Here is a 24,558-nt window from a genome sequence, read left to right as displayed (position 1 = left end):
GGAGCTCGACCCGAGATGACCGGGAACTCCGGGCGCCCGCGCGGCGACCAGCAGGGCATGGCCGGCTCCAGCGACTGCGACGTGTGCCGCGAGGCGGTGTCGGCGGCGCTCGACGGCGAGGCCGGCGCCGCCGAGTCGGCGCGCGTCGACGCGCACCTCGCCGGCTGCGCGGCCTGCCGGGCCTGGCGCCGGGACGCGGAGGCCGTGACGCGCCGCGCCCGCACCGGGGTGGTGGTCGGCGGCCCCGACCTCGTCGACCGGGTCGTCGGCGCCGCCCCCGGTCTGCGGGCGCGCTGGTGGGGCGTGACGGCCCGCGCGGGCCTGGCCGCCGCGGGGCTCGCGCAGGCCGTGCTCGGGCTGGTCGGGCTGCTGGGGGCGGCGACCCACGCCGGTCACGGCGACGACCCGCTCGTGCTGCTCGGCGCGGGTATGGCCCACGCGGCGCACGAGAGCGCGGCGTGGAACCTCGCGCTCGGCGTCGCCTTCGTCGCCGGGGCGATCTGGAGCCGCCACCTCGCGGGGCTGATGCCCGTGCTCGGCGCGTTCATCGCGGTGCTCGCCGTGCTGTCGGGCGTCGACCTCGTCGCCGGGCGTGTCGAGCCCGCCCGCGTCGCCGCGCACCTCGTCCTCGTCGCGGGCTTCCTGCTGGGGCTCGCCGTCGTGCGCACCACCCCGCGCCCCGGCGCCGGCCCCTCGCCGGGCGCGCGGTGGCGCTCCCGGCCCACCGAGCACGGCGCCGCGCCCGAGGGCCTCCGAGCCGCCGCCCCGACCGGCTGGGAGCGTGAGTCCGACGTCGCCTGACCGTCGGACCGTCCTCCTCGGCTGCCTGGGCGTCGTCGGCGTCGGCGCCGTGGTCGCGCTCCTCCGCGGCGACCTGCCCGCGACGCTGCTCGGCGTCACCGCCCCGCCGGTCGCGGTCACGGTCGCGACGGCCCTCGCGCGCCTGGTCGTCCTGCTGGCGGCGGGCGCGACCGTCGGCGGGCTCGTGGGCGCGCTCGTCGCGCGGCCGTCGCGCGACACCGCGCTCGGCGCGCCGGCCTACGCGACGGTGTGCCGGGCGGGCGCCGCGGCCGCCGTGTGGGCCGTCGGCGCGCTGGCCGCCGCCGTGCTCACGGTGCTGGTGGGCACCGGCAGCGACCCGCGCATCCTCACCACCCCCGACGCGTTCCTCGTCTCGGCGGGCGCCCTGGAGGAGCCCGCCGGGTTCCTCGTCGCCGCCGTCCTCGCGGGCGTGGTGGCCACCCTGTGCCGGGTCACGCTGTCGTGGCGCACGACGGCTGGCGATGCTGCTCGCGTCGATGCCCTTCCACGCGCCGACGGCCGGGACGCCACCCGCCGCGACCGGCACGCCGACCGCGACGGCGACGCCGAGCTCGCCGCCTGGAACCGGATGCTCGCCGACCTCGCCCGCGGCCGGTGAGGAACCGTGCGCACCCGCCGCACGACCTGAACCCGCGGCGCCGCACACCCGCCGACGCCCCGACGACGAGGAGGACCCCCGGATGGCCACGCGCCCGAAGCGCCCCGCGCCGGTGAAGCGCACGACGTCCCGGACGCCCACGATCGTGGCGGTCGCCGTCGTGGTGCTGGTCGCGGCCGTGGTGTTCGGCGGCGTACTGCTGTCGGGCAACGGCTCCTCGGGCGGCGGGCAGGGCGCCGCGATCCCCGACACCCCCGCTCCCGCGCAGTACGCGACGGCCGTCGACGAGGGCGTCGTCACCGCAGGCGGACCCGCGCCCCACACCCTCGACCTCTACGAGGACGCGCTCTGCCCCGCCTGCCAGGCCTTCGAGCAGCGCGAGGGCGACCGCATCGCCCAGGCCGTGGCGGCCGGGCGCCTGCAGGTCCGCTACCACCTCGTCAACCTGCTCGAGCAGCGCTCGACCCCGCCCGGCTACTCCTCGGCGGCCGGCAACGCGATGATGTGCGCGGCCGACAACGGCGCGTTCCCCGCGGTGCACACCAGCCTCTACGCCGCCCAGCCGCCCGAGGGCGCGCGCGGCTACGACACCGCGCAGCTCGTCGACCTCGGCCGGCGAGCCGGCGCCGGCCCGGGCTACGCCGACTGCGTCACCGCCGGCCGCCACGTCGGCGAGATCGCGCTGAACTTCCACGACGCCTCGAACGACCCGGCGCTGCAGGACCAGGGCTCGTTCGGCACCCCGACCGTCGTGCTCGACGGCCGCCTCGTGGAGCCGGGCTCGCCGGAGCTGGAGCAGGCGCTCGCCGGCTGAGGCCCATGATTCGCCCGGGTGCTCCGACGGGTCGACCTCATCGCCCCGGAGGAGCACCCGGAGCGATCACGGACCGAGATCGGGCGGATCCGCGGCACGGGGCGCTGCGTCGAACCCCGTGTGGACACCGAGAACGACCTCGCCGCCCTGCTACGCCGCCAGGACGGCGTCGTCACCCGGGCCCAGGCGCTTGCCTGCGGCCTCTCCCGCGCGGCGATCAAGCACCGTCTCGCCCGCGGCCTCTGGACGCTCCTGTGGCCCCGCGTCTACCTGTCGGCGTCGCACGCCTTCGGCCCCCGAGCGCGCCTGCGGGGCGCCTCCCTGTGGTTGGGGCCCTCGGCGACCCTGATCGGCGTCGGCGCGACCTGGTGGTGGCGTCTGGTCGACGAACCGCCGGACGTTCTACGCTTCGCGGTCCCCCCGAGCCGGCGCGTCCGGTCGCGCGGCGGCGTGGTGGCGGTGCGCCGGCGGCTTCCCGGCAGGCGCAGCACCGTCGACGGGGTTCCGGTGGTGTCGAAGGCGTACGCCGTGGTCGACGCCGCCGCCGAGCTCGGCCTGCGCCGCGGCGCCGAGCTGATGGACCGCGCGCTGCTGAGCGAGCGCGTGACGCTCGAGGCCCTCCGGAGCGCGCACCGCAGCCGTCTCGGCCGACCGGGCTCACGGACGGTCGCCCGCCTGCTCGCCCTCGCGGCCGGCGGGGCCCGGTCCGAGGCCGAGCGACGCGTGCATGCGCTCCTCCGGTCGGCGGGAGTGACCGGCTGGGCTGCCGACCTCCGCGTCGTGGTGCCGGATCACGGCGTCGCCGTGCTCGACATCGCCTTCCCGGGCAGCCGTGTGCTCGTCGAGGTCGACGGCTGGGCGTACCACCGCGACCTGCCGGCCTTCCGGCGCGACCAGGAGCGGCAGAACGCCCTCGTGCTCGTCGGCTGGACAGTGCTGCGCGTGAACTGGCACCTCCTCGAGAGCGACAGCGAGGCCGTACTCGCGATGATCACCGGGGCGCTGCGCGCGGCAGGCGCAGGCTCGAGGTCACGACGAGCAGCGACGACAGGGCCATCGCGAGCCCGGCGAGCAGGGGGTTGAGCAGGCCGGCGACGGCGAGCGGGATCGCGGCGACGTTGTAACCGAACGCCCAGCCGAGGTTCACGCGGATCGTGCGGTGCGTGGCCCGGGCGAGCGCCAGGGCCTCGGGGACGGCGGTGAGGTCGTCGCGCACGAGGATCACGTCGGCGGCGTCCAGGGCCACGTCGGTGCCCGTCCCGACCGCGAGCCCGAGGTCCGCGGCGGCGAGCGCGGGGCCGTCGTTGACACCGTCGCCCACCATGGCCACCACCGCGCCGGACGCGCGCCGCTCGGCGAGGAACGCGAGCTTGCCCTCGGGCAGCACGCCGGCGACGACCTCGTCGATCCCCACCGCGTGGGCCACATGCCGGGCCGCCCGCTCGTGGTCGCCGGAGAGCAGCACCGGGTGCAGGCCGGCCTTGCGCAACGTCGCGACGGCCGGGGCGGCGCTGGGCTCCACCTCGTCGGCGAGCACGACGGCGCCCTGCACGCGGGAGTCCCACCCGACGGCGACCACCGTGTGCCCGGCCTCCTCGGCCGCCGCCCACACCTCGGCGAGCGACGCCGGCACCGCGCCGACCAGGTCCGGCCGGCCCACCGTCACCGCCACCCCGTCGACCACCGCGCGCGCCCCCAGCCCGGGCAGCGCGACGAAGTCCTCGGGCTCCGCCGGCGCGCCGGCCGCGGCCACGATCGCCGCGGCGATCGCGTGCTCCGAGCCGCGCTCCACGGCGGCCGCCCGCTCCAGGACGGGTGCGGGACCGAGCACCGACACCACCGTCATCCGCCCGGTGGTCAGCGTCCCGGTCTTGTCGAGCACGACGGTGTCGACGCGGCGGCTGGTCTCGAGGGCGTGGTGGCCCTTGAGGAAGATGCCGCGCCGGGCGCCGCGGCCGGAGGCGACGACCATCGCCATCGGCGTCGCCAGCCCCAGCGCGCACGGACAGGCGATGACGAGCACCGCCAGCGCCGGCGCGAACGCCCCCGCCGCCCCGGCGCCCGCGAGCCACCAGCCCGCCGCCGTCAGCACCGCGAGCACGACCACCGCCGGCACGAACCACGCCGAGATGCGGTCGACGAGCCGCTGCACGTCGGCCTTGTCGGCGCGCGCGTCGCGGACCAGGCGCACCATGCCGGCCAGCGCCGTGGCCTCGCCGACCGCGGTCGCCTCCACCACGAGACGCCCCGACACGGCGATCGTCCCGCCGACCACCCGGTCGCCGACCCCGGCCTCCGACGGCACCGGCTCGCCGGTGAGCATGCTGCGGTCGACCGCCGAGCCGCCCGCCACGACCCGCCCGTCGGCCGCGATCTTCTCGCCGGGCCGCACGACGAACCGCGTCCCGACGGCGAGGGACGACACCGGCACCCGCGTCTCGGTCCCGTCCTCGCAGAGCACCGCCACGTCGCGCGCCGCGAGCCGCGCCAGCGCCGCCAGCGCGTCCCCCGAGGCCCGGCGCGCGCGGCGCTCGACGTAGCGCCCGGCGAGCACGAACGTCGTCACCCCGGCCGCGACCTCGAGGTACACGGGTCCCGCCGGGTGCAGCAGCAGCTCCCACGTGCTCGCCGCCGGCGCGGGCGCGGCCCCGCCGAGCAGGGCGCCGCACGACCACACGGTCGCCGCGACGATCCCGAGCGAGACCAGCGTGTCCATCGACGTCGTGCCGTGGCGCAGGCCCGCGAGCGCCCGGCGGTGCAGCGGCCACGCCGACCACCCCACGACCGGCGCCGCGAGCACCGCGAGCAGCCACTCCCAGCCCGGGAACCGCAGCGAGGGCACCGCGGTCATCACGAGCGCGAGGTCGGCCACGGGCAGGAACAGCGCCGCCGCGACGACCAGGCGGCGCCAGAGGTCGCGCAGATCGGCGTCGTCGTCGGCCTCGACGACCTCGGGCCGGGTGGGCCGCGCCGAGTACCCCAGCGTCGCGACGGTGTCGACGACGGTCGCCGTCGTGACGTCCGGCGAGTCGATGACGACGCGCGCGCTGTCCCCCGCGAGGTCGACGGTGGCGGCGACGCCGTCGATCCGGTTGAGCCGGCGCTCGATCCGCGCCGCGCAGGCGGCACACGTCATGCCGCCGATGTCCAGATCCAGGACCGACGCGGCGGGAGCGCTCACCGGCCCACCAGCCCCGCGGCCCACGCGGGGAACGTCGCGACGATCGCGACGACGATCGCGAGGTACCAGGCCGCGAGCCCCCAACCGTGCCCGCGCAGCGGCGCCGGGGCGCCGCCGAGGTGCCCGGCGCGCAGGGTGGCCACGGTGACGGCCCAGAACATGCCGATCACCGCGACCCACGCGACCATGCACCACGGGCACAGGGCGTGGATCACCGCGAGGCTCTGGACGATCAGCCAGTGCACGAACAGCAGGCCCAGCGTCGTGCCCGCCTGCAGGCCCCACCACGTCCACCGGGGCAGCGCGACCCCGCCGAGCACGAGCGCGCCCAGGGCCGCGGCGACCGGGAAGGTCACGAGGCCGATCACCGGGTTGGGGAACCCGAGCAGCGACGCCTGCCAGGTCTTCATGATCGTGCCGCAGGACAGCACCGGGTCGACGCTGCACGAGGGCACGAACGTCGGGTCGGCGAGCAGCGCGAGCTCGTCGCGCAGCAGGAGCAGCGAGACGACCGCGCCGACCAGGCCCCCGGCGAGCAGGACGGCGCCGACACCCCGCGCGGGAGCGGCCGCCTCGGCGACGGGCTCGTCCACCCCCTCGGCGACCCGCGTGTCCACGGCCCGATCGTCCTCCCGCGCCGCGGGGAAGGCCTCGGTGGGGGCTGTTCGGCTGACCACGTCGTGCTGGTCGTCGCGGGCCCCGGCCCGGTTCCCGCCGTGATCGCCGCGACGGCCGCGCGGTGCTCCACGGCGCCCGGTTCCGGTCCGGGTGCCGATCGCCGCGACCGGCGCTCGGGGGGTCTCGGCCTAGACTCGTCGGCGGCGCCCGTCACCCCACCGGGCGATGCAGCACGGGGCGATGCAGGAGGAACCCGCCAGGTGGAACGGCCCACCCCATGACCTCGGAGACGCCGGGACCCCGCCGCTCGGCGGGACCCTCGCGCGGAGCGACCGCGGCGCCCCTGCCCCCGTACGGCCTGCTGGCGCGCTGGGGCGACTGGTGGCAGGCGCGCGCCGACGGTCGCGCCGGGCTGCCCAGCCTCGAGCCCGGGCGGCCGGCGGGGACGCCGGCGCTCGAGGAACTCCACCAGGACTTCCTCGCCCGCGTCCACCGCGAGCGGCTGCGCCTCGACCTCGAGGTCGCCCCGCTGCACGAGACCCGCGCGACCATCGCCGTGCGCCTGCCCGCCACCGAGGACGCGCTCGCCCGGGCGCGGGCCGGCCTCGACGCGATCCCCGTGCTGCTCGACGCCGAGGCGCTCGCCGTGCGCCGCGGCGGCGAGACCCACACGGCCGCCGACGTCGTCGCCGCACGCCGCGCCCGCGAGCACGAGGCACGGCGGCGCCCCCTGGTCGACGAGGCGGCGCGCCTGCACGCCCAGCTCACGCAGATGCGCACGGAGTACGCCCGGCTGGGCAGCACGATCCGCTCCTGCGAGCTCGTCGGGGCCACCCGCATCCGCCGGCTGCACGCGCAGGTCATGCGCCGCGTCAGCGCCTACGAGCGCCACCTCGTGCGCCACCACCCCGCGGGCGACCGGATCGGCCCGGCGCTCGTGGCCCAGCACCCGGTCGTGCCCGGCTGGGTCGCCGCGGCCGAGGACGCCGACCCGGGGACGCCGGAAACGGGACCCGTCTCGCCACCGACAGGCATGCCGACACCCCGGTCCACCGTCGCCGGCCCCCCGCCCGGACAGGAGTAGCCATGGCCCGCAGGTTCTGGCCCCGGCGCCGCCCCGAGGGCGCCCGGCCGCCGACGCCGACCGGCACCTCGGGGGGCCGTCTGTCCAGCATCACGGCGATCCCCGGCGGGGCGGCGACGCCCGAGGAGCACCGGTTCGCACAGGTCTACGCCGCCGACCGCGTCGGCCCCATGCCCTATCCGAACCAGCCGACGCCGGACGTCTCCGCGGCGCGCGGGCGGGTCCGGTCGCTGGTGGAGGGCATGCTCGACGGCGTCGACGAGGGCAGCGGGCGGGCGCTCGACCCGCTCATCGCCTCGATCGCGTCGGGCTGGCTCGCCCGCGTCGACTCCCAGCACGCCGACCACCACGCCGTCATCGACCGCCTCGTCGGCGGCGCGCGCCAGCAGCTCGCCGAGGCCGAGGCCGCCCACGAGCGCGACCGCCGCGCCCTCGAGATCGCCCGCCGGGACTATGCCGAGGCCCGGGAGCGTCTCGGCGAGCCGGTCGACGACGGGTCGCCCGCCGCACCTCCTGCCGCCCCACCCACCGCGCCATCCGCCGCGCCATCCACCGTGCCCCCGGCCGACCCGCCGACCGGCCCGCTCCCCCGGGAGGACCGCCGATGAGCCGCGACGGCGGCGTGCGCCCCCGCACCTACCGGGACGCCACGCTCATGATCAACCGATCGCGCGAGGACCACCTCGCGCTCGTGATCGTGCTGCTGGCGATCGGCGGCGACATCGCGGCCTTCTACGTCGTGCTGGCCCGGGTCTTCCGCGGCTCGCCGCTGCTCATCGCCGTCGGCACCGTGGGGTTCGCGGCGGCCGCGGTCGGCCTCGCCCACCTCGTCGGGCAGGGGCTCGCGCGGCGCCGCTGCGGCGACCCGCGCGCATCGCTCGTCCTCACCGTGCTCGCCGCGGTCACCTGGCTCGCGCTCGGCGCCGCGGCGTTCTACACGCGGCTCATGACGCCCAGCAGCAGCTCGTCGGGCGGCTTCGGCTCCGGCGGCTCCGGGGGCGGCGGGTTCGGCTCCGGCGGCTCCGGGGGCGGCGGGTTCGGGTCCGGCGGCTCCGGCGGCGGCCTCGGCGGCTCGTCGGGCGGGCTCGGGGACGTGGAGCTCACCGCCCTGCTGCCCGCCCTGCTGTTCGGCGCGCTGTTCCTCGCGAGCGGGATGGCGGCGATGATCGCGACGTTCGTGTCGTTCAACCCCGTCGCGAGCGCCCTGCGCCGCGCCGAGCGCCGGATGCGCGAGGCCACCGAGCGCGAGCGGGCCAGCCGCGCCGAGCTCGAGCGCGCCCGCGAGGCCCTGCGCCAGCAGGAGAACGAGCGCGCCCGCGAGGACCAGCGCTGGCGCGCGGCCCGCCAGCAGGTGACCGCCGAGATGCTCGAGCTGCAGAACTACGCGCGCACCCTCATGGCGTCGAAGAAGGCCGACCCGTCGGTCACCGACGGCCTCACCGGCTCCTCGCCCTTCCCGCTGTTCACCCCGGCGAGCGAGGTGGTGCCCGGCGAGGAGGCGCCGCCCGGGATGCGCGCCGACGTCCCCGCGTTCACGACCGCCGAACCCACCCCGAACGGAGACCCTCGTTGATCCACCGGCGGGCCGTCCTGCCCTTGGTGTTCGCCCTGTCGTGCGGAGGGGCGCTGCTCGCGGGCTGTTCGAGCGGTGACGAGGGCGGCGGCGGGTTCTCGGGCGGGGGTGGCGGCGCCCTGTCGTGCCCGGTGCCCGTCGGCCCGATGGCGTTCGCGGTGTCGGGCCGCGCGAACTCCCCCGAGCCCGGCCTGCCGCAGGCCGTGCAGGACGCCACCGTGTCGGTGCTGACGCGCGCGGTCGACCAGGACGTCCGGCCCCGCATCACGCTGATCAACCTCGACGGGCGGCCCACCTCGGCGGGCAGCGACACCTACTCCAGCGACGCCGGCAACGGCATCGCCGCCGAGGACGACCGCAACCAGTTCCTCAGCGGCTTCGGCGAGGCCCTGACCGGGGTCCGCGCGCAGGCTCCCGAGGCCGACGTGCTGTCCGCGCTCGACCTCGCGGGACGGTCCGCCGGAACAGGGGGGCAGGGCAACCGCCCCGGCACCGTCGTGCTCGTCGACTCCGGGCTCTCCACCGTCGCCCCGGTGGACTTCCGCCAGCGCGGCCTCCTCGACGCCCCGCCCGCCGAGACCGTCGAGGCGCTGCGGGCGAACAACGCGCTGCCGGGGCTGCAGGGCGTCACCGTCGTGCTCGCGGGCCTCGGTGACGTCGCGGAGCCCCAGGCCGCGCTGAGCCCCGCCCAGCGCTCGTCGCTCGTGGGGCTCTGGACCGCGATCGCCGAGGCCGGCGGCGCCTCCTGCATCGCGGTGGTCGACGAGCCGCGGGGCGGCGACGCCCCGAGCGACGTCCCGTCGGTGAGCCTCGTCGACGTCCCGCCGCCGCCGACGATCACGCCGGGCCGGACCACCGCGCTGCCCGACGACAATTCCGTGGGGTTCCGGCCCGACACCGCGGAGTTCCGCGACCGGAATGCGGCGCGCGGCGTCCTGCTGCCGTTCGCGCAGTTCCTGCAGGAATCGCCGACGCGGCGTCTCGCCCTCACCGGCACGAGTGCGCGGGCGGGCACGCCCCAGGGCCAGGTCGATCTGTCCACCCGCCGGGCCGACGCGGTGAAGGCGCTGCTGGTCGAGCTCGGGGCGCCCGCCGACCGGATCAGCACCCGCGGGGTGGGCAGCCAGTTCCCCGGCTACGTGGACGACGTCGGCCCGGACGGGCGCCAGCTGCCGGGTCCGGCGAGCGCGAACCGGACGGTGATCGTCGAGCCGACCGGGTAGCCGGACGGTGACACGGTGTCGCCGGACGCCGCGGTTGCGCATTCCCGGAGAAACGTGGCTGCCATCACAGCACGATGTGGTCACGGAGGTCCCCGTGCGCGCACACCCGGTCGGAGCAGCGCCGATGGCGTTGATCGGCCGAGGCAGCGGGGGCCGCACTGTATCGATTCTGTCGACCGTACGAACTCAGGGCGGGTTCCGGGACGGCCCACGGCTGCCTAGCGTCGACTCCCCGGAAGCGTCCACGACGTCCGGAGGACACATGACCGCAGCCGCAGACCGGAGCCCCGACACCGCGGCTGGCCTCGACGACACGTACACCGAGGCCGATGTTCATCAGGAGTTCGGCGAGAACCCCAACGAGGTCCGCGACACGAACCACTACCAGGAGGAGTACGTCAAGGGGTTCGTGGACAAGTGGGACGACTACATCGGCTGGGAGGGACGCGCCGCCAGCGAGGGTTCGTTCTTCATCGACCAGCTGAGCGCCCGTGGGGTCGAGAAGGTGCTCGACGTCGCCACCGGTACCGGGTTCAACTCCGTCCAGCTCCTCAAGGCCGGTTTCGAGACGGTCTCCGCCGACGGCAGCGCGGAGATGCTCGCCAAGGCCTTCGAGAACGGCCGCCAGCACGGGCACGTGCTGCGCGTGGTCCAGGCCGACTGGCGCTGGCTCAACCGCGACGTCCACGGTGAGTACGACGCGATCATCTGCCTCGGCAATTCGTTCACGCACCTGTTCAACGAGCGTGACCGCCGCAAGGCCCTCGCCGAGTTCTACGCGATGCTGAAGCACGACGGCGTGCTGATCCTCGATCAGCGCAACTACGACGAGATCCTCGACAACGGGTTCTCGTCGAAGCACAAGTACTTCTACTGCGGCGACACCGTCACCGCGGAGCCCGAGTACGTCGACGACGGGCTCGCCCGTTTCCGGTACACGTTCCACGACGACGGTTCCGTGTACCACCTCAACATGTTCCCGCTGCGCAAGGACTACGTGCGCCGGCTCATGCGCGAGGTCGGGTTCCAGAAGATCGACTCGTACGGCGACTTCCAGGAGACCTACGGGACCGAGAGCCCGGACTTCTGGATCCACGTCGCGGAGAAGACCTACCGACCGGATGACGAATTGACCGAGAGCTACTCGACCGCGGTCCACACCGCGCGCGACTACTACAACTCGACCGACGCCGACACCTTCTACCACGAGGTCTGGGGCGGCGAGGACATCCACGTCGGGCTGTACGACAGCCCCGACGAGGCGATCGCGCCGGCCTCGCAGCGCACCGTCGAGCGCATGGCCGAGGGCATGGGCATCACCGCGGAGACGCGCGTGCTCGACATGGGTGCGGGCTACGGCGGGTCGGCCCGCTGGCTGGCCAAGAAGTACGGCTGCCGCGTGACCTGCCTGAACCTCTCCGAGGTCGAGAACGAGCGCAACCGCGAGAAGAACCGGGCTCAGGGCCTCGACCACCTCGTCGACGTCGTCGACGGGTCGTTCGAGAGCATGCCGGTGCAGGACAACTTCTACGACCTCGTGTGGTCGCAGGACGCGTTCCTCCACTCCGGCGAGCGCGGCCAGGTCGTCGAGGAGATCGACCGGGTGCTCGTGCCCGGCGGCCAGGTCGTGTTCACCGACCCGATGGCCGCCGACGGTGCCGACACCGCGGCGCTGACGCCGATCCTCGCGCGCCTGCACCTCGACACCCTCGGGTCGCCGGGCTTCTACCGCCAGGAGTTCACGAAGCGCGGCTACTCGTCGGTCGAGTTCGAGGACCACACCGAGCAGCTCACGACCCACTACGGGCGCGTGCTGTCCGAGCTCGAGGCCGCGGAGCCGAAGTTCAAGGGTGCGATCTCCGACGAGTACGTCTCGAACATGAAGACGGGCCTGAAGAACTGGGTGAACGGCGGAAAGAGCGGCCAGCTCGCCTGGGGCATCTTCCGCATCAAGCGCTGACGCTCCTCGCACGCCACGGGGCCGGTCGGGAATCCCTCCCGGCCGGCCCCGTGCGTTCGTTCGAGCGATGCGGCATCCCTGGCGTCTGACGCCAGGATCGCCACATCCTGGCTGCGCGACACGCCGATGGAGGAGGACGTCGTGCGCCTCGGGGCGACGCTCGTGCACCTCTCCCCGGGGCCGCCGTACGCGGTGGCCGGGTGGGCGCGGCGGCTCGTTGGCGCGGGCTTCGAGAGCCTGTGGTCCCCGGAGGTCATCGGTCGCGGCTCGCTGGTGCCGGATCCGTTCGTGGCGCTGGCGACCGCGGCCGCGGTGACCGACGAGGTCGAGCTGGGCACCGCCACCGTGCAGGTGCCGCTGCACCACCCCGCCGAGCTCGCCCACCGGGTCCTCTCCCTCGCCTCCGTCGCCGGCGACCGCCTGACCCTCGGCGTCAGCCCGTGTTCGACCGAGGCCGACTTCGCGCTCCTCGACCGCGACCACACCGCGCGCTTCCGCACGTTCCGCGAGCAGGTCCCGCGACTGCGCGCGCTGCTCGCCGGGAGCGGCCCGGTCCCGCCGCTCCTGCTCGGCTCCTGGGGCGCCAGCGTCGAGCGCGCCGCCCGGGAGTTCGACGGCTGGCTCGCGTCGGGCCACCGGCGCACGCCGGACGAGATCGTCGAGGCCCACGGCCGCTTCCGCGCCGCCGGCGGCGGACGGGCGGTCGTGTGCGCCGTCCCGGTCACCGACCCCGGGGAGACGCGCGCCGCGCTGCAGCGCTACGCCGAGGCGGGGTTCGACGACGCCGTGGTGCTGCTCGAGCCGGGCGGACCGGAGCCGGAGCAGGTACGGGCGCTGTACCCCTAGATCTCCTCCAGCGCCTTGTCCAGCGCCGCCGCCACGGCCTCGCGGCGGCCGGCGTCCCGGCGCAGCGAGCGCGACAGCTCGAGGTGCACGAACGCCGTCCCCGCACGCGCCGCCGCCCGGCCCTGCACGTTGCGCCGGCCCAGCAGGTCGCCCCAGCGCTCGTCGTCACCCTCGCCCACCCGTTCACCGGCGTCGGCGAGCCGGTCCCGCACGGCCGCCAGCAGCGCGCCCTCCCCCGCCGCGCCCGGCGAGAGCACGACGTCGACGCCCGCGCGGTCGGCGAACCCGTGGAGCTGGATCTGCGGCAGGCCCCGGTCGACGAGGGCCGCCGCGACGCGGGAGAACGGCGCGTCCTCGCGGGCGGCCACGTCGGCGGGGCAGTCGGCGCGCTCGCGGGCCTCCGGGGGCGCGGCGGCGACGCGGTGCGCACCCGCCTGTAGGTAGAGCACGCCCGGGCGGCGCTCGGCGAGGGCGAGCCCGACGTGCTCGGTGGCGAGGTCGGCGTTGGGGTGCGGGACCTGCACCACCGCGTGCGGCGCACACCCCAGCACGATCACCAGCCACGCCCGCTCGGCGCGCGGGTCGGACGCGAGCAGCAGACGGCCGTCGGCGCGTGTCGTCGCGAGCCCCAGGCGGGCACCGGCCTCGACCGCGGCGTCGCCGTGCCCGCGGGCGAGCGCGTCGGCCAGCGCGTCGAGCGCGGCGAGCTCGGACCCCTGGGGCGGGCGGTAGGGCCCGTCGCGGTGCATCGCGGGCACGAGCCGGGTGACCGCCCGGGACGGGTCGAACGTGCCCACCGCCGCGACTCTGCCAGCTGCCGCGCGATCACGCGGTGCCCGGGCCGCAGCGGAGAACACCGCCCGTCAGCGCGCGGGCTGCGGCGGGCCCCAGACGGGGCGTCGGTCGACGATCGGTGTGCCGGGCACGCGCTCGCGGGGGATCGGTGCCCGGCGCACCGGCGGGACTGGCGGCGGCGGGACGATCGGCGGCGGGACGATCGGCGGCGGGACGATCGGCGGCGGGACGGTCGGCGGCGGGGCGAGCCCGGGCGCACCGGCCGACGGCACGGACCCGGGCGGACCCGGCGGTGGTGGCGCCGGCCGGAGGCCGGGCACACCGGCCTGCGCGGTCGGCGCCGCGGGCGAGCCGGGCAGGACGGTGGTCGCGGTCGACGGCGCCCGGTGCCGCGGCGGGAGCGCCGGCCCCGCGGTGACGGTGGCGGTCACCGCGTCGGGGTCGGCGGCGACGGGCCAGGGCACCCGCCGCAGCGGCACGGCGCGCGAGCGGCGCGGCGAGCGCCGGGCCACCGGCGGGGGGTGATCGTCGTCGCGGCGCGCGTGACGCCCGGACGGACCGGGTTCTGCTGCTCCGGAAGGTGCGACCGGTGCTGCCATGCGGACCAGTGTGGACGTCGGAGATGCCCGTTCTGGACCGGGGGACGGGCGCTCGGCCGTCGGGGTGGCGGGCCGGTGCCCGCTCGTGACCCCGCGGAGCGGAGGATGGCGACACACCCTGTCCGGGGGGACGGTGCTCCCGCGCGGAGCAACGGCTTCGTCACCCTGGACACCACCGTCACCCGTGGACCAGGGAAGCTGAGGCCCATGACGTCCGTGTCCCCGTCGTCGTCGCGCACCCAGCCGGACTTCAGCGAGTCCGCCCGCCTCCAGGCCCGGCTGCACGATCTCGTGCCGGGCGGCGCGCACACCTACGCGCGCGGTTCCGACCAGTACCCCGAGACGATGACGCCGGTCATCGAGCACGGCCGCGGGGCGCGGGTGTGGGACGTCGACGGCAACGAGTTCGTCGAGTACGGCATGGGCCTGCGCTCGGTCACGCTCGGGCACGGCTACGAGCCGGTGACCGCCGCGGTCCGCGAGGTCCTCGACCGCGGGCTGAACTTCTCCCGCCCGAGCCGCCTCGAGGTGGACGCCGCCGAGGACTTCCTCGGCCTGGTCTCCGGCGCCGACATGGTGAAGTTCGCGAAGAACGGCTCCGACGCGACCACCGCCGCCCTCAAGCTCGCGCGCGCGGCCACCGGGCGGGACATGGTCGCCGTCGCCGACCAGCCCTTCTTCTCCACCGACGACTGGTTCATCGGCAACACCCCGATGAACGCCGGCATCCCCGCGACCACCCGCGTGGGCACCGTCGGCTTCGTCTACAACGACCTCGCCTCCCTGCGCGCCCTCTTCGACGCGCACCCGGGCCGCATCGCCGCGGTGTTCATGGAGGCGGCGACGGCGCTGCACGACCCGGCCCCCGGCTTCCTCGAGGGCGTGCGCGAGCTGTGCACGGCGCAGGGCGCGGTGCTGGTGTTCGACGAGATGATCACCGGGTTCCGCTGGTCGGCGCACGGCGCGCAGGCGGTCTACGGCGTCACGCCGGACCTGTCGACCTGGGGCAAGGCGATGGGCAACGGCTTCCCGGTCTCGGCGCTCGCGGGCCGCCGGGAGCTGATGGAGCTCGGCGGGCTGCGCACCGACGCCGACCGCGTCTTCCTGCTCTCCACCACCCACGGCCCCGAGACCGTGGGCCTCACCGCGTTCCGCGCGGTCGTCGAGGCCTACCGCCGCGAGGACCCGGTCGCCACGATGCGCCGCCAGGGCACCAAGCTCGCCGAGGCGTGCAACGAGGTCGTCGCCGCCGCCGGGCTCACCGAGTTCGTCGACGTCGTCGGGCACCCGGCGTGCCTCGTCTTCCGCACGCGCGACGCCGAGGGACGTCCGTCGCAGCCGATGCGCACGGTGTTCCTCGGCGAGCTCCTGCGCCGCGGCGTGCTCGGGCAGTCGTTCGTCATCTCCGCGGCGCACACCGACGCCGACGTCGAGCAGACCGTCGCCGCGGTCGCGGGCGCGCTGCCCGCCTACGAGAAGGCGCTCTCCGACGGGCCCGAGGCGGTGCTCGAGGGCCGTCCGGTCGCGCCGGCCCTGCGGGCCTCGGCGGCACCGAGGCGCCTGACGTGACGACGGCGGGGGGACGCTGGCTCGTCACCGGCGGGGCCGGGTACATCGGCGCGCACACGGTGCGGGCGCTGCGGGCCCGCGGCGACGCCGTGGTGGTGCTCGACGACCTCTCCACGGGGCTCGCCGAGCGCGTCGACGAGGACGTCCCGCTCGTGCGCGCGAGCGTGCTCGACGAGGACGCGGTCGCCGCCGCGCTGACCGACCACGGGCTCGACGGCGTCATGCACTTCGCGGCCCGCAAGAGCGTGCCCGAGTCGGTGGCGCGGCCGCTGTACTACTGGCGCGAGAACGTCGAGGGCCTGCGCAGCGTGCTCGCCGCCTGCGACCGGGCCGGGGTGGGGCGGTTCGTCTACTCGTCGAGCGCCGCGGTCTACGGGGCGACGGCCGGCAGCGCGGTCGGCGAGGACGACCCGTGCGAGCCGGTGAACCCCTACGGCACCACCAAGCTCGCCGGCGAGTGGCTGCTCGCCGACGTCCACCGCGCCACCGGCCTGCGCTACGTCGCCCTGCGCTACTTCAACGTCGCCGGCGCCCGCGACGCGCGGCTCGCCGACCGCGGCCAGGCCAACCTCGTGCCGATCGCCCTCGACGCCGTCGCGCACGGGAGCCCGCCGACCGTGTTCGGCACCGACTACGACACCCCCGACGGCAGCTGCGTGCGCGACTTCGTCCACGTCGACGACCTCGCCGACGCCCACGTCGCCGCCACCGCGCTGCTCGACGCCCCGGGTGCCGAGACGCTCAACGTCGGCGTCGGACGGGGCTTCTCGGTGCTCGAGGTGATGGCCACCGTCGCGCGGATCGCCGGCAGCCGCGTCGACCCGGTGATCGCGGCGCGGCGCCCGGGCGACCCGGCGTCGGTCGTCGCCGACGTCTCCCGGATCGCCGACCGGCTCGGCTGGCGCGCCCGCCACGACCTCGACGACATCGTCGCCTCGGCGTGGGCGGCCCGGACGGTGCCGGCCGGCTGAGCCCTACCGCCGCGCCCGGTCCGCGACCGACGAGGCCAGCCGGGCGCCGCGGCGCACGACCGCGCCAGCGAGCTTCGACGACTTGCGCCCGACCTTCCCGACGAGCTCGCCGAGATCGGTGTGCGGCGTGACGAGGACGCGACGCATCGCGTACGGCGAGGCGTCGGGGCCCGCGAGCCCCGCCCGGGTGGTGATGGCGGCGCGGTAGCCCGCCCGCTCGGCGAGCTCCATGGTCCGCTCGTCGTAGTCACCCTTGTTGCCGTTGGGGTAGGCGAGCAGGTCGACGGCCTGTCCGAGCCCGTCCTCGAGAGCCCGGCGGGACTCGCTGAGCTCGGCCTCCTGGGTCGCGACCTCCTCGCGGGCGAGGATCGGGTGGGTCACCGTGTGGGAGCCGATCCCGTGCCCGGAGGCGGCCAGCGCGCGGGCGCCGTCCCAGTCGAGGAAGAGCGAGGGGGAGGCCGGCGCCGAGGGCGCGATCCGCCCCGCGATGGCATCGACGGCGGCGACGCGGGTGACCCGGTCGACGAGCTTGAGCTCACCCTTCAGCGCCTCCTGGGTGGCGTGTCGAGCCTGCGGCGTCGACAGGTCGTGGATGCGCCCGGCCCACTCGAGGTGGGGCACCTCGGCGCGGTCGAAGGCCTCGGCGAGGTCCTCCCACCAGGCGCCGACACGGCGGGACAGGATGTCCGAGACCAGGAAGAACGTCCCGTGCACGCCCTGGCGGTCGAGCGCGGGGACCGCCGCCTCGAGCCAGTCGGCGTAGCCGTCGTCGAAGGTCAGCGCGACCGCCCTCGGCGGCAGCGATCCGCCCGCGGCGAGGGTGTCGACGGCCTCGCCCAACGGGACCACCGTGGCGATCCGGTCCAGCAGCGCGAGTTGCCGGGCGAATCCCTCGCGCCCGCTGCCCGGCGGGGCCGGCGCGTACGGCGTCGGGTCGATGTTGTGCCAACCCAGGACGAGCAGCCGACGGCTCATACCCGCGGATCGTAGGCGGGCCGCCGTCACGTTCCCGGAGCCCCCCGCAGGGGCAACGTGGAGGGGCCCCGAACGTCCTGGGAGAGGGGTAGGGAGCGGCCCGAAGCGGCCTTTCCGGGCGCTGATAGCTTCGGAAAGCGACCCTGCCGATGCCCGTCGGTGGCCCCTGACGACTGTGAGGACCAGGTGATGGAGCTCGGTGAGCACGACGTCCGGCGGGGGCCTGTCGGGGGAAACCACGGAGAGGAGCGCCGTGACGGGTAGGGCCCTGATCCTGGTCGAGAACCTCTCGGTCCCGGCCGACCGACGGGTGTGGCAAGAGTGCATGACCCTGCGCGACCACGGCTGGGACGTCGAGGTCATCTGCCCCCGCGGCGACGAGCGCGACACCGAGCCCGAGGCCGTCATCGACGGGGTCCACATCCAGCGCTACCCGCTGGACGCCGCTTCCGGCGGTCCTGCGGGCTACGTCCGTGAGTACGGCCAGGCGCTCTGGCGCACCTACCGGGCGCTGCGGCACGTCCGGCGCCGCGGGCCGATCGACATCGTGCACCTGTGCAATCCGCCGGACCTGTTGTTCGTCATCGCGTTGGTGCTGCGGCTCGGTGGCACCCGCGTCGTGTTCGACCAGCACGACCTGATCCCCGAGCTCTATCTCTCGCGCTTCCGCCCGAAGCGCGACGCCCTCTACTGGGCGATGCGGCTCGTCGAGTTCCTCACCTACCGCACCGCCGACGTCGTCGTCTCCACGAACGAGAGCTACCGGCAGCTCGCGGTGCGGCGCGGACGGGTCCGTCCGGAGCGCACGTTCACCGTGCGCAGCGCCCCCGCGGGCGAGCGCTTCCACGAGGTCCCCGTCGAGCCGGCGCTGCGCCAGGGCAAGAAGCACCTGCTCGCCTACCTCGGCGTGATGGGCCCGCAGGACGGCGTCGACTACGCGGTGCGCGCGCTGGCCCACCTGCGCGCGGAGCACCGCGACGACTGGCACGCGGTGTTCATGGGCGATGGCGACGCCCTCGACGACGTCAGGGCGCTGGCCGATGCGCTGGGGCTGTCCGACTGCACCACCTTCACCGGCTGGACGCACACCCCGGACATCCTGCGGTACCTCTCGGCGGCGTCGGTGGGCCTCGCGCCCGACCCGCGCAACCCGCTCAACGACCTGTCCACGATGAACAAGATCGTGGAGTACATGGCGATGGGCATCCCGGTCGTGTCGTTCGACCTGCGCGAGTCGCGGGTCTCGGCCGACGAGGCTGCCGTGTACGCGCGCGACAACGACGAGACCGAGTTCGCCGCGCTGATCTCGGAGCTGCTCGACGACCCTGAGCGCCGGCGGCGGATGGGCGAGATCGGCCGCGACCGGGTCACCGGCCCGCTGTCGTGGAAGCAGTCCGAGCAGGCCCTCGTCGCGGCCTACGACCTGGCCCACCGACCCCGGACGCGATGACCGCCCCCCGCACCCCACGGCGCCTGCAGGTCCTCGTCGCCGGCCCGTCCGCCCGCACCCAGGGCGGGATGGCCAGCGTCCAGCGCCTGCTCGAGCGGTGGGTCCCCGACGACGTGGAGCTGCACGTCGTCGCGACCTACACCGAGGGCGGCGTGGCCACGCGCCTGCGCGCGACCCTCGCCGGTGTCGGTGGGGCGGTGCGCACGCTGATGACGCGGCGGATCGACGTCGTGCACGTCAACCTGTCGAAGAAGGCCAGTGTCCTGCGCAAGGGCGTCATCCTCACTGTGGGCAGGCTGCGCGGCGCCGCCACCGTGGTGCACGCCCACGCCGGGCTCTTCCTCGACTGGTACGACGGCCTGCCCCGGCCCGCGCAAGCGCTCGTGCGCCGGCTGCTCGTGGCCGACCGCGTGATCGTGCTCAACGCGACCGTCCGCGACGGGTACGCGCAGCGCCTCGGCGTCCCGGCCGGGCGGATGGTCATGATGACCAACCCCGTCGAGTGGCCGGCGTCGGTGCCCGAGCGCACCGACGACGGCCCGGTCGTCGCTGCCTTCCTCGGCGCGCTGCGGGAGAAGAAGGGCGTGTTCGACCTCGTCCGGGCGGTGGACCTGCTCCCCGCCGAGGCCCGCGAGCGGCTGCGCGTCGTCGCGGCCGGCCACGAGGACCCGGCGCCGCTGCGGGCCGCTGTCCGCGACACCGGCGTCGGCGACGTCATCGAGGTGTCCGGCTACCTGGACGCCGCCGCGCGCGACGCCCTGCTGGCCCGCGCGCAGGTCCTGCTGCTGCCCAGCCACGCCGAGGGGCTGCCGATGTCGGTGCTCGAGGCGATGGCGTGGGGCGTCACGCCCGTCGTCACCCCGGTCGGCGGCCTGCCGGCGCTGATCCGCGACGGAGAGAACGGCGTGCTGGTGCCGGTCGCCGACCCCGACGCCCTCGCCGCGGCGCTGGGCAAGCTCCTCGTCGACGACGCGGGCCGCCACGAGATCGGCGCCCGCGCCCGCGAGGACGTCCGCGGCTTCGCCGCTGACGCCTGGGCGGCACGGCTGGCCGACCTGTGGCGCGACGTCGCGGGAGTGCGGGCGTGAGCGGCATCCGGCCCCTCGAGCGGCGAGACCTCGACGACGTCGCCGCGCTCTTCGACCAGGTCATGGGCACCGGCACCAGCAGCCGGGCCCAGATCGCCCGGTACTTCGAGCGCACCTTGCTCGACGATCCTTGGGCCGACCCGGACATCCCGTCCCTGGTCCACGAGACCGCCGAGGGGTCGATCATCGGGTTCATCGGCGCGAGCACGCGGCGCCTCCGCGTCGACGGGCGCCCCGCCCGGCTCGCGGTGAGCAGCAACCTCGTCGTCGACCCGGACTGGCGCACGAGGGGCGTCGGCGCCCTGCTGCTGCGCCGGCTCATGGCGGGCCCGCAGGACCTCACACTCGCCGACCGCTCCAACGACGACTCGTTGAAGATGTGGCGCGAGCTCGGCGGCCAGGAGCTCGTGCACGCCTCGGTCGGCTGGTACCGCATCCTGCGTCCCGGCCGGGCCGTCGGCGCCCTCATGGACCTGCAGGAGCGGGAGGGGTTGGTGCGCCGCGTCGCTCGCGGCGTGGCCCGCCCGATCGACGCGCTCGCCCCGCGGGTCCGACGGCTCGCGGCCGAGCCGGGCGAGCCCGCGGGCACCCGCGAGCCGCTGACGATCGAGGGGCTGCTCGAGCAGATGAGCAGCATCGGGCGACGGCTGCGGCTCTACCCGGACTATGACGAGGCGTTCCTGTCGTGGGCGCTCGACGAGGTCGCCGCCGTGCCCCGGATTGGGCGCCCGGTCGCCCGGCTCGTGCGGGCGGCGAACGGCCGGGTGCTCGGCTGGTTCGTCTACGTCCTGCCCGAGCACGGGGTCGCGCAGGTGCTGCAGCTGTGCGCCACCGGCAGCGACCCGGAGCCGGTGGTCGACCACCTGTTCCGCCAGGCCTTCGACGACGGCGCCGCGGTCGTCCAGGGCCGGCTCGAGCCGAGGCTCTCCGGTGTCCTGTCGCGGCCGGGCGTGGTCGTGCGCCGCTCGGCACGGGCGCTGGTCGCGTCGGAGGACTCGACGGCGCTGGCGCTGCTGGGCTCCACCAAATCGTTGATGAGCCACCTCGACGGCGAGTGGCTCGTCTCCATGGCCCGTCGTCTGTGACGCGGGGGGTGACGGGAGTGCCCCGATCGGGGCGCTCGTCGCGTCGTGCCACGATCGACGCGGCCCCGAATGCGCAGGAGGACGTGCGGGTGGCAGGCACCACGGAGCGGCGAGGGCTCGCCGTGCTGATCATCTCCCCGGCTCGCGCGGAGCTGCTCGACCGGGCCCTCGGCGCCGTCGACAAGTGGCTGCCCGACGCCCGGGTGCACGTCTGGGACAACCGGGACGCCGCCACCCCGGCGATCCGCGAGGTCGCCGCGCGCCGCCCCGACGTCACGTGGACCTTCTGGGACGCCGACCTCGGGCCGGTGACCGCCACCAACCGCCTCATGGCGCAGGTGCCCGAGCACGACGCGCTGCTCCTGGACCCCGCCGTCGAGCTGCTGGGCCCGCTGGCCCGCGCCCGCGAGGTGCTGGCCGAGGCCGGCGTCGCCGCGGTCTCGCCCACCGTCCTCGACGCCCACCGCGAGGGCCGGCCCTGGGACATGGCGCGTCGCCCGCAGAGCATCGTGCGCGGTCTCGTCGACGTCGCCGGCTGGTCGGACTCGCTGCGCGGGCGCCGGGTCAGCGAGCTCTACGCGACCGCGCCCGACCGCGTCGACGGGCACCTGCTGCGCCGCTGCCTGTTGGTCTCGCGCGACGCCTACGACGCCGTCGGGCGCTTCGACGAGCGCTTCTTCGACGGCGGCGAGGAGGCGGCCTGGCAGCGCGCCGCGCTCGCCGCCGGGTGGACGCTGCGCCTCGTCGACGACCCCGAACCGCAGGCCCGGTGGGAGGCGCCCGACGACACCGAGGACACGGCCGGCGTCGACGTGCCCGCCGACGAGCGCACCGTCCGGCGTCCCGACGACCTGCGCCGCGCCGCCCGCACGATGGGGCTCGGCATCCGCAACAACGCCGGCCGCGGCGCCCTGTTCGCCGCGGGAGCGTCGCTGCTCGACCGCGTGCAGCCCGTCTCCCGGGCCCGACGGCGCCGGGAGCGCACCGCCGCGGCGGCCCGGGCGGGCGACCGGCCGGCGGTCGTCGTCATCTCCAACGGCCTCGAACTGGGCGGCGCCGAGCGCCAGCGGGTGATGCTCGCCAACGAGCTCCTCGAGCGCGGCCACCCCGTCACGGTCGTGGCGCTGCAGAAGCTCGGCCCCTACACCGCGGAGCTCGACCCCCGCGTGCGGCTGCTGCTCCAGCCGTTCTGGCAGCCGCTGGTCGACGTGCCCACCGACGAGGCGATCCTCGTGAGCGGCGTGACCAACACCGAGATCGGCTTCGCCCTCGGCTGGCGCGCGCAGGGCCGCCTGCACGGCGAGCGGCGTCTGTGGATGCCCGCGAGCCACGACCCGGCCGAGCTCGGGGGGCCCACCTACACCGACCGCCAGGCCCGGGCGCTGCGCGCCGCGGACGCGCTGCTCGTGCTCGCGCGCCAGCACCACGACGACCTCACCCGGTTCCAACCGCTCACCGACACCGTGATGATCGCCCCGAACGGCATCCCCGCCGCGGCCGAGCGCTCCTACGCGCCCGCCACGGAGGGCGGCCCGGTCCGGTTCGGCATGGTCACGCGGATCGTGGAGTACAAGAACCCGCTGCTGCTCGCCGACGCCCTCGACGCCCTGGACCGCCCGGGCGACTGGACCCTCGACATCTTCGGCGAGGGCCCCGACCGCGCTGACCTCGAGGCGCGCACACCCCCGCACCTGGCCGGGAAGGTTCGCTGGCGCGGCCGCGCGTTCGGCCCCGACGAGGCCTTCGGCCAGATCGACGTCCTCTGTGTGCCCAGCGGGTTCGAGGCGTTCCCGCTGGTCATGGTCGAGGCGATGATGCGTGGGGTCCCGGTGATGGCGTCGGTGTCGGGCGCGGTGCCCGAGATGCTCGACGGGGGGCGCGCCGGCGTGATGGTCGACCCCCTGACCCGCGAGCGCTGGACCGAGGCCCTGCGCGCCGTGATCGACGACCCGGCCGGCACCGCCGCGCTGGGCGCCGCCGGCCGCGACCGCGCGCTCTCGCACTACACCGTCGCCGCGATGGCCGACGACTACCAGCGCGCCTTCGTCCGGCTGCTCGGCCACCCGTTCACCGGCGCGCCCGCCGAGCCCGCCCGCACGCTGTAGAGAGGTCCGCCCCCGTGCCGCGTCGGTCCCGCCCCCACGAACCCGCCCGCCTCTGCCTCGTGCTGAACGCCGCGCTCGTCGGCGGCGCCGAGGTGGTGCTGCTCGAGATGTTCCGGCACCTCGACCCGGACAAGGTGCGTCCGGAGCTGGTGTGCCTGCGCGAGGGCGGCACCCTCGCCGACGACTTCCGCGCCTCGGGCTTCGACGTCACCGTCTTCGGTCGGTACGGCTGGAAGGACCTGCGTGCCACCGCGAAGCTCTGGACCCATTTCCGGCGCACGAAGCCGGACGTCGTCCTCGTCCCCCACTTCCAGCGCGCCCCGCTCGTGCTGGGCCCGTGGTTCGCGAAGCTCGCCGGGGTCCCCGCGAACGTCATCGCCGTGCACAACATGGACCTGCACCACGTCGGCGACCGCGCACTGCCGCCCTACGTCGTCGAGACGCTGAAGGTCACCGACGGCCTGGCCCTGCTGGTGCCCAGCCAGAGCGCCTACCTGCACGAGCACGAGGGCGTGGGCCGCTACCCGTGGCGCCGCGTGCCCGAGTACGTGGTGCCCAACGGCATCCGCATCCCCGAGCTCCCGACGCCCGCGCAGCGCGCCGAGGTGCGCGCCGAGCTCGGGTTCGCCGAGGACGACGTCGTCGCGGTCATCGTCGCGCGCGTCACTCCGATCAAGGGACACGACCTGCTCCTGCGTGCGCTGGCGCGGCTCGCGCCGGACCACCCCCGGTTCAGGGTCCTCGTCGTCGGCGAGGGGCCGCTGGCGCAGGAGCGGACGGCGCTCGCCGAGGAGCTCGGGGTCGCCGACCGGGTGGTGTTCACCGGCCTGCGCCGCGACGTGCCGCGCCTGCTCGCGGGCGCCGATCTCGGCGTGCTCCCCTCGAAGCACGAGGGCGTGCCGATGTCGGTGATCGAGCAGATGGCGGCCGGGCTGCCCATCGTCGCGTCCGCCGTCGGGGGCCTGCCCGACATCGTCGCCGACGGCGCGGAGGGCCACCTCGTGCCCGCCGGCGATCTCGACGCACTGGTCCGACGTCTCGGCGAGCTCGTCGGCGACGACGAGCTGCGCCGTGCGTTCGGCAAGGCGGCCCGCATGCGCGCCGAACGGGACTTCAGCATCGAGACGACCGCTCGCTGCTGCGAACGGATGATCTCCGACCTGCTCGCGCACTGACGACAACCTGCGACGACGCCGCACGTC

At 75.8% G+C, this 24,558-nt stretch carries 22 protein-coding genes; 17 read left to right on the top strand and 5 right to left on the bottom strand.

The window, feature by feature from the left end:
- The first annotated feature begins 15 nt into the window (after nt 1–15).
- The 4 genes from PHK61_RS20670 (at nt 16) to PHK61_RS20655 (ending at nt 3,317) form a co-directional block, all read left to right on the top strand.
- On the top strand, nt 16–801 hold the full coding sequence (locus PHK61_RS20670; protein WP_274282902.1) for a zf-HC2 domain-containing protein: 786 nt from the start codon (nt 16–18) through the stop codon (nt 799–801).
- Nucleotides 782–1,420 carry a hypothetical protein gene (locus PHK61_RS20665; protein ID WP_274282901.1) on the top strand — a complete coding sequence of 213 codons (639 nt, stop codon included), beginning with the start codon at nt 782–784 and terminating at the stop codon, nt 1,418–1,420. Before PHK61_RS20670 ends, PHK61_RS20665 begins: the two co-directional genes overlap by 20 nt.
- 82 nt (nt 1,421–1,502) lie before the next feature.
- Entirely contained in the window at nt 1,503–2,234 is a 732-nt protein-coding gene (locus tag PHK61_RS20660; RefSeq protein ID WP_274282900.1) for a DsbA family protein, read from the top strand.
- A gap of 18 nt (nt 2,235–2,252) precedes the next feature.
- Nucleotides 2,253–3,317 (top strand): endonuclease domain-containing protein, encoded by a 1,065-nt coding sequence (locus PHK61_RS20655; protein ID WP_274282899.1) that lies wholly within the window; start codon nt 2,253–2,255, stop codon nt 3,315–3,317.
- Here PHK61_RS20655 and PHK61_RS20650 read toward each other — a convergent pair.
- Entirely contained in the window at nt 3,226–5,415 is a 2,190-nt protein-coding gene (locus PHK61_RS20650; RefSeq protein ID WP_274282898.1) for a heavy metal translocating P-type ATPase, read from the bottom strand. The two genes, PHK61_RS20655 and PHK61_RS20650, sit on opposite strands and share 92 nt — an antisense overlap.
- Nucleotides 5,412–6,032, bottom strand: coding sequence for a vitamin K epoxide reductase family protein (locus PHK61_RS20645; protein ID WP_274282897.1), 621 nt, complete (start codon nt 6,030–6,032; stop codon nt 5,412–5,414). The genes PHK61_RS20650 and PHK61_RS20645 overlap by 4 nt, the downstream gene beginning before the upstream one ends.
- Nucleotides 6,033–6,310: 278 nt before the next feature.
- Here PHK61_RS20645 and PHK61_RS20640 point away from each other — a divergent pair, with 278 nt between their 5' ends.
- From PHK61_RS20640 to PHK61_RS20615, 6 genes are all read left to right on the top strand, one after another.
- Nucleotides 6,311–7,117 carry a hypothetical protein gene (locus PHK61_RS20640; protein WP_274282896.1) on the top strand — a complete coding sequence of 269 codons (807 nt, stop codon included), beginning with the start codon at nt 6,311–6,313 and terminating at the stop codon, nt 7,115–7,117.
- A 2-nt stretch (nt 7,118–7,119) separates the two neighbouring features.
- Nucleotides 7,120–7,725: a hypothetical protein gene (locus PHK61_RS20635; protein ID WP_274282895.1), complete on the top strand. Its 606-nt coding sequence runs from the start codon at nt 7,120–7,122 to the stop codon at nt 7,723–7,725.
- Nucleotides 7,722–8,690: a hypothetical protein gene (locus tag PHK61_RS20630; protein WP_274282894.1), complete on the top strand. Its 969-nt coding sequence runs from the start codon at nt 7,722–7,724 to the stop codon at nt 8,688–8,690. The genes PHK61_RS20635 and PHK61_RS20630 overlap by 4 nt, the downstream gene beginning before the upstream one ends.
- Nucleotides 8,687–9,913 (top strand): OmpA family protein, encoded by a 1,227-nt coding sequence (locus tag PHK61_RS20625; RefSeq protein WP_274282893.1) that lies wholly within the window; start codon nt 8,687–8,689, stop codon nt 9,911–9,913. The genes PHK61_RS20630 and PHK61_RS20625 overlap by 4 nt, the downstream gene beginning before the upstream one ends.
- Nucleotides 9,914–10,175: 262 nt before the next feature.
- Nucleotides 10,176–11,873 (top strand): glycine/sarcosine N-methyltransferase, encoded by a 1,698-nt coding sequence (locus tag PHK61_RS20620; protein WP_274282892.1) that lies wholly within the window; start codon nt 10,176–10,178, stop codon nt 11,871–11,873.
- Between the two features lie 126 nt (nt 11,874–11,999).
- A complete protein-coding gene (locus tag PHK61_RS20615) occupies nt 12,000–12,719 on the top strand; it encodes an LLM class flavin-dependent oxidoreductase (RefSeq protein ID WP_274282891.1) in 720 nt (239 codons plus the stop codon).
- Here the strand turns inward: PHK61_RS20615 and PHK61_RS20610 are convergent.
- Nucleotides 12,716–13,516, bottom strand: a complete 801-nt coding sequence (locus PHK61_RS20610; protein ID WP_274282890.1) for a hypothetical protein — start codon at nt 13,514–13,516, stop codon at nt 12,716–12,718. The genes PHK61_RS20615 and PHK61_RS20610 overlap by 4 nt on opposite strands.
- A 66-nt stretch (nt 13,517–13,582) precedes the next feature.
- Nucleotides 13,583–14,113: a hypothetical protein gene (locus tag PHK61_RS20605; protein WP_274282889.1), complete on the bottom strand. Its 531-nt coding sequence runs from the start codon at nt 14,111–14,113 to the stop codon at nt 13,583–13,585.
- Nucleotides 14,114–14,320: 207 nt separating this feature from the next.
- Between PHK61_RS20605 and PHK61_RS20600 the strand changes: the two genes are divergently transcribed.
- A complete protein-coding gene (locus PHK61_RS20600) occupies nt 14,321–15,682 on the top strand; it encodes a glutamate-1-semialdehyde 2,1-aminomutase (RefSeq protein WP_274282888.1) in 1,362 nt (453 codons plus the stop codon).
- On the top strand, nt 15,679–16,653 hold the full coding sequence (gene galE / locus PHK61_RS20595) for a UDP-glucose 4-epimerase GalE (protein WP_274282887.1): 975 nt from the start codon (nt 15,679–15,681) through the stop codon (nt 16,651–16,653). Before PHK61_RS20600 ends, galE begins: the two co-directional genes overlap by 4 nt.
- Before the next feature lie 3 nt (nt 16,654–16,656).
- On the opposite strand, the gene PHK61_RS20590 is transcribed toward galE, so the two are convergent.
- The gene (locus tag PHK61_RS20590; RefSeq protein WP_274282886.1) at nt 16,657–17,628 is read right to left on the bottom strand and encodes a polysaccharide deacetylase family protein; all 972 of its coding nucleotides are present in this window, start codon (nt 17,626–17,628) and stop codon (nt 16,657–16,659) included.
- A 253-nt stretch (nt 17,629–17,881) separates the two neighbouring features.
- On the opposite strand from PHK61_RS20590, the gene PHK61_RS20585 reads away from it, so the two are divergent.
- The 5 genes from PHK61_RS20585 (at nt 17,882) to PHK61_RS20565 (ending at nt 24,531) form a co-directional block, all read left to right on the top strand.
- Complete coding sequence (locus PHK61_RS20585; protein ID WP_274282885.1) at nt 17,882–19,078, top strand: glycosyltransferase family 4 protein; 1,197 nt, start codon at nt 17,882–17,884, stop codon at nt 19,076–19,078.
- A complete protein-coding gene (locus PHK61_RS20580; protein ID WP_274282884.1) occupies nt 19,075–20,166 on the top strand; it encodes a glycosyltransferase family 4 protein in 1,092 nt (363 codons plus the stop codon). The genes PHK61_RS20585 and PHK61_RS20580 overlap by 4 nt, the downstream gene beginning before the upstream one ends.
- Nucleotides 20,163–21,251 (top strand): GNAT family N-acetyltransferase, encoded by a 1,089-nt coding sequence (locus PHK61_RS20575; protein WP_274282883.1) that lies wholly within the window; start codon nt 20,163–20,165, stop codon nt 21,249–21,251. Before PHK61_RS20580 ends, PHK61_RS20575 begins: the two co-directional genes overlap by 4 nt.
- 89 nt (nt 21,252–21,340) lie before the next feature.
- Nucleotides 21,341–23,356 carry a glycosyltransferase gene (locus tag PHK61_RS20570; RefSeq protein WP_274282882.1) on the top strand — a complete coding sequence of 672 codons (2,016 nt, stop codon included), beginning with the start codon at nt 21,341–21,343 and terminating at the stop codon, nt 23,354–23,356.
- Nucleotides 23,357–23,370: 14 nt separating this feature from the next.
- A complete protein-coding gene (locus tag PHK61_RS20565; RefSeq protein ID WP_274282881.1) occupies nt 23,371–24,531 on the top strand; it encodes a glycosyltransferase in 1,161 nt (386 codons plus the stop codon).
- Nucleotides 24,532–24,558 lie beyond the last annotated feature (27 nt).

Origin of the sequence: Actinomycetospora lutea, assembly GCF_028737205.1 — a bacterium.
Taxonomy (GTDB): domain Bacteria; phylum Actinomycetota; class Actinomycetes; order Mycobacteriales; family Pseudonocardiaceae; genus Actinomycetospora; species Actinomycetospora lutea.
This window is presented reverse-complemented; position numbering and strand designations above follow the sequence as displayed.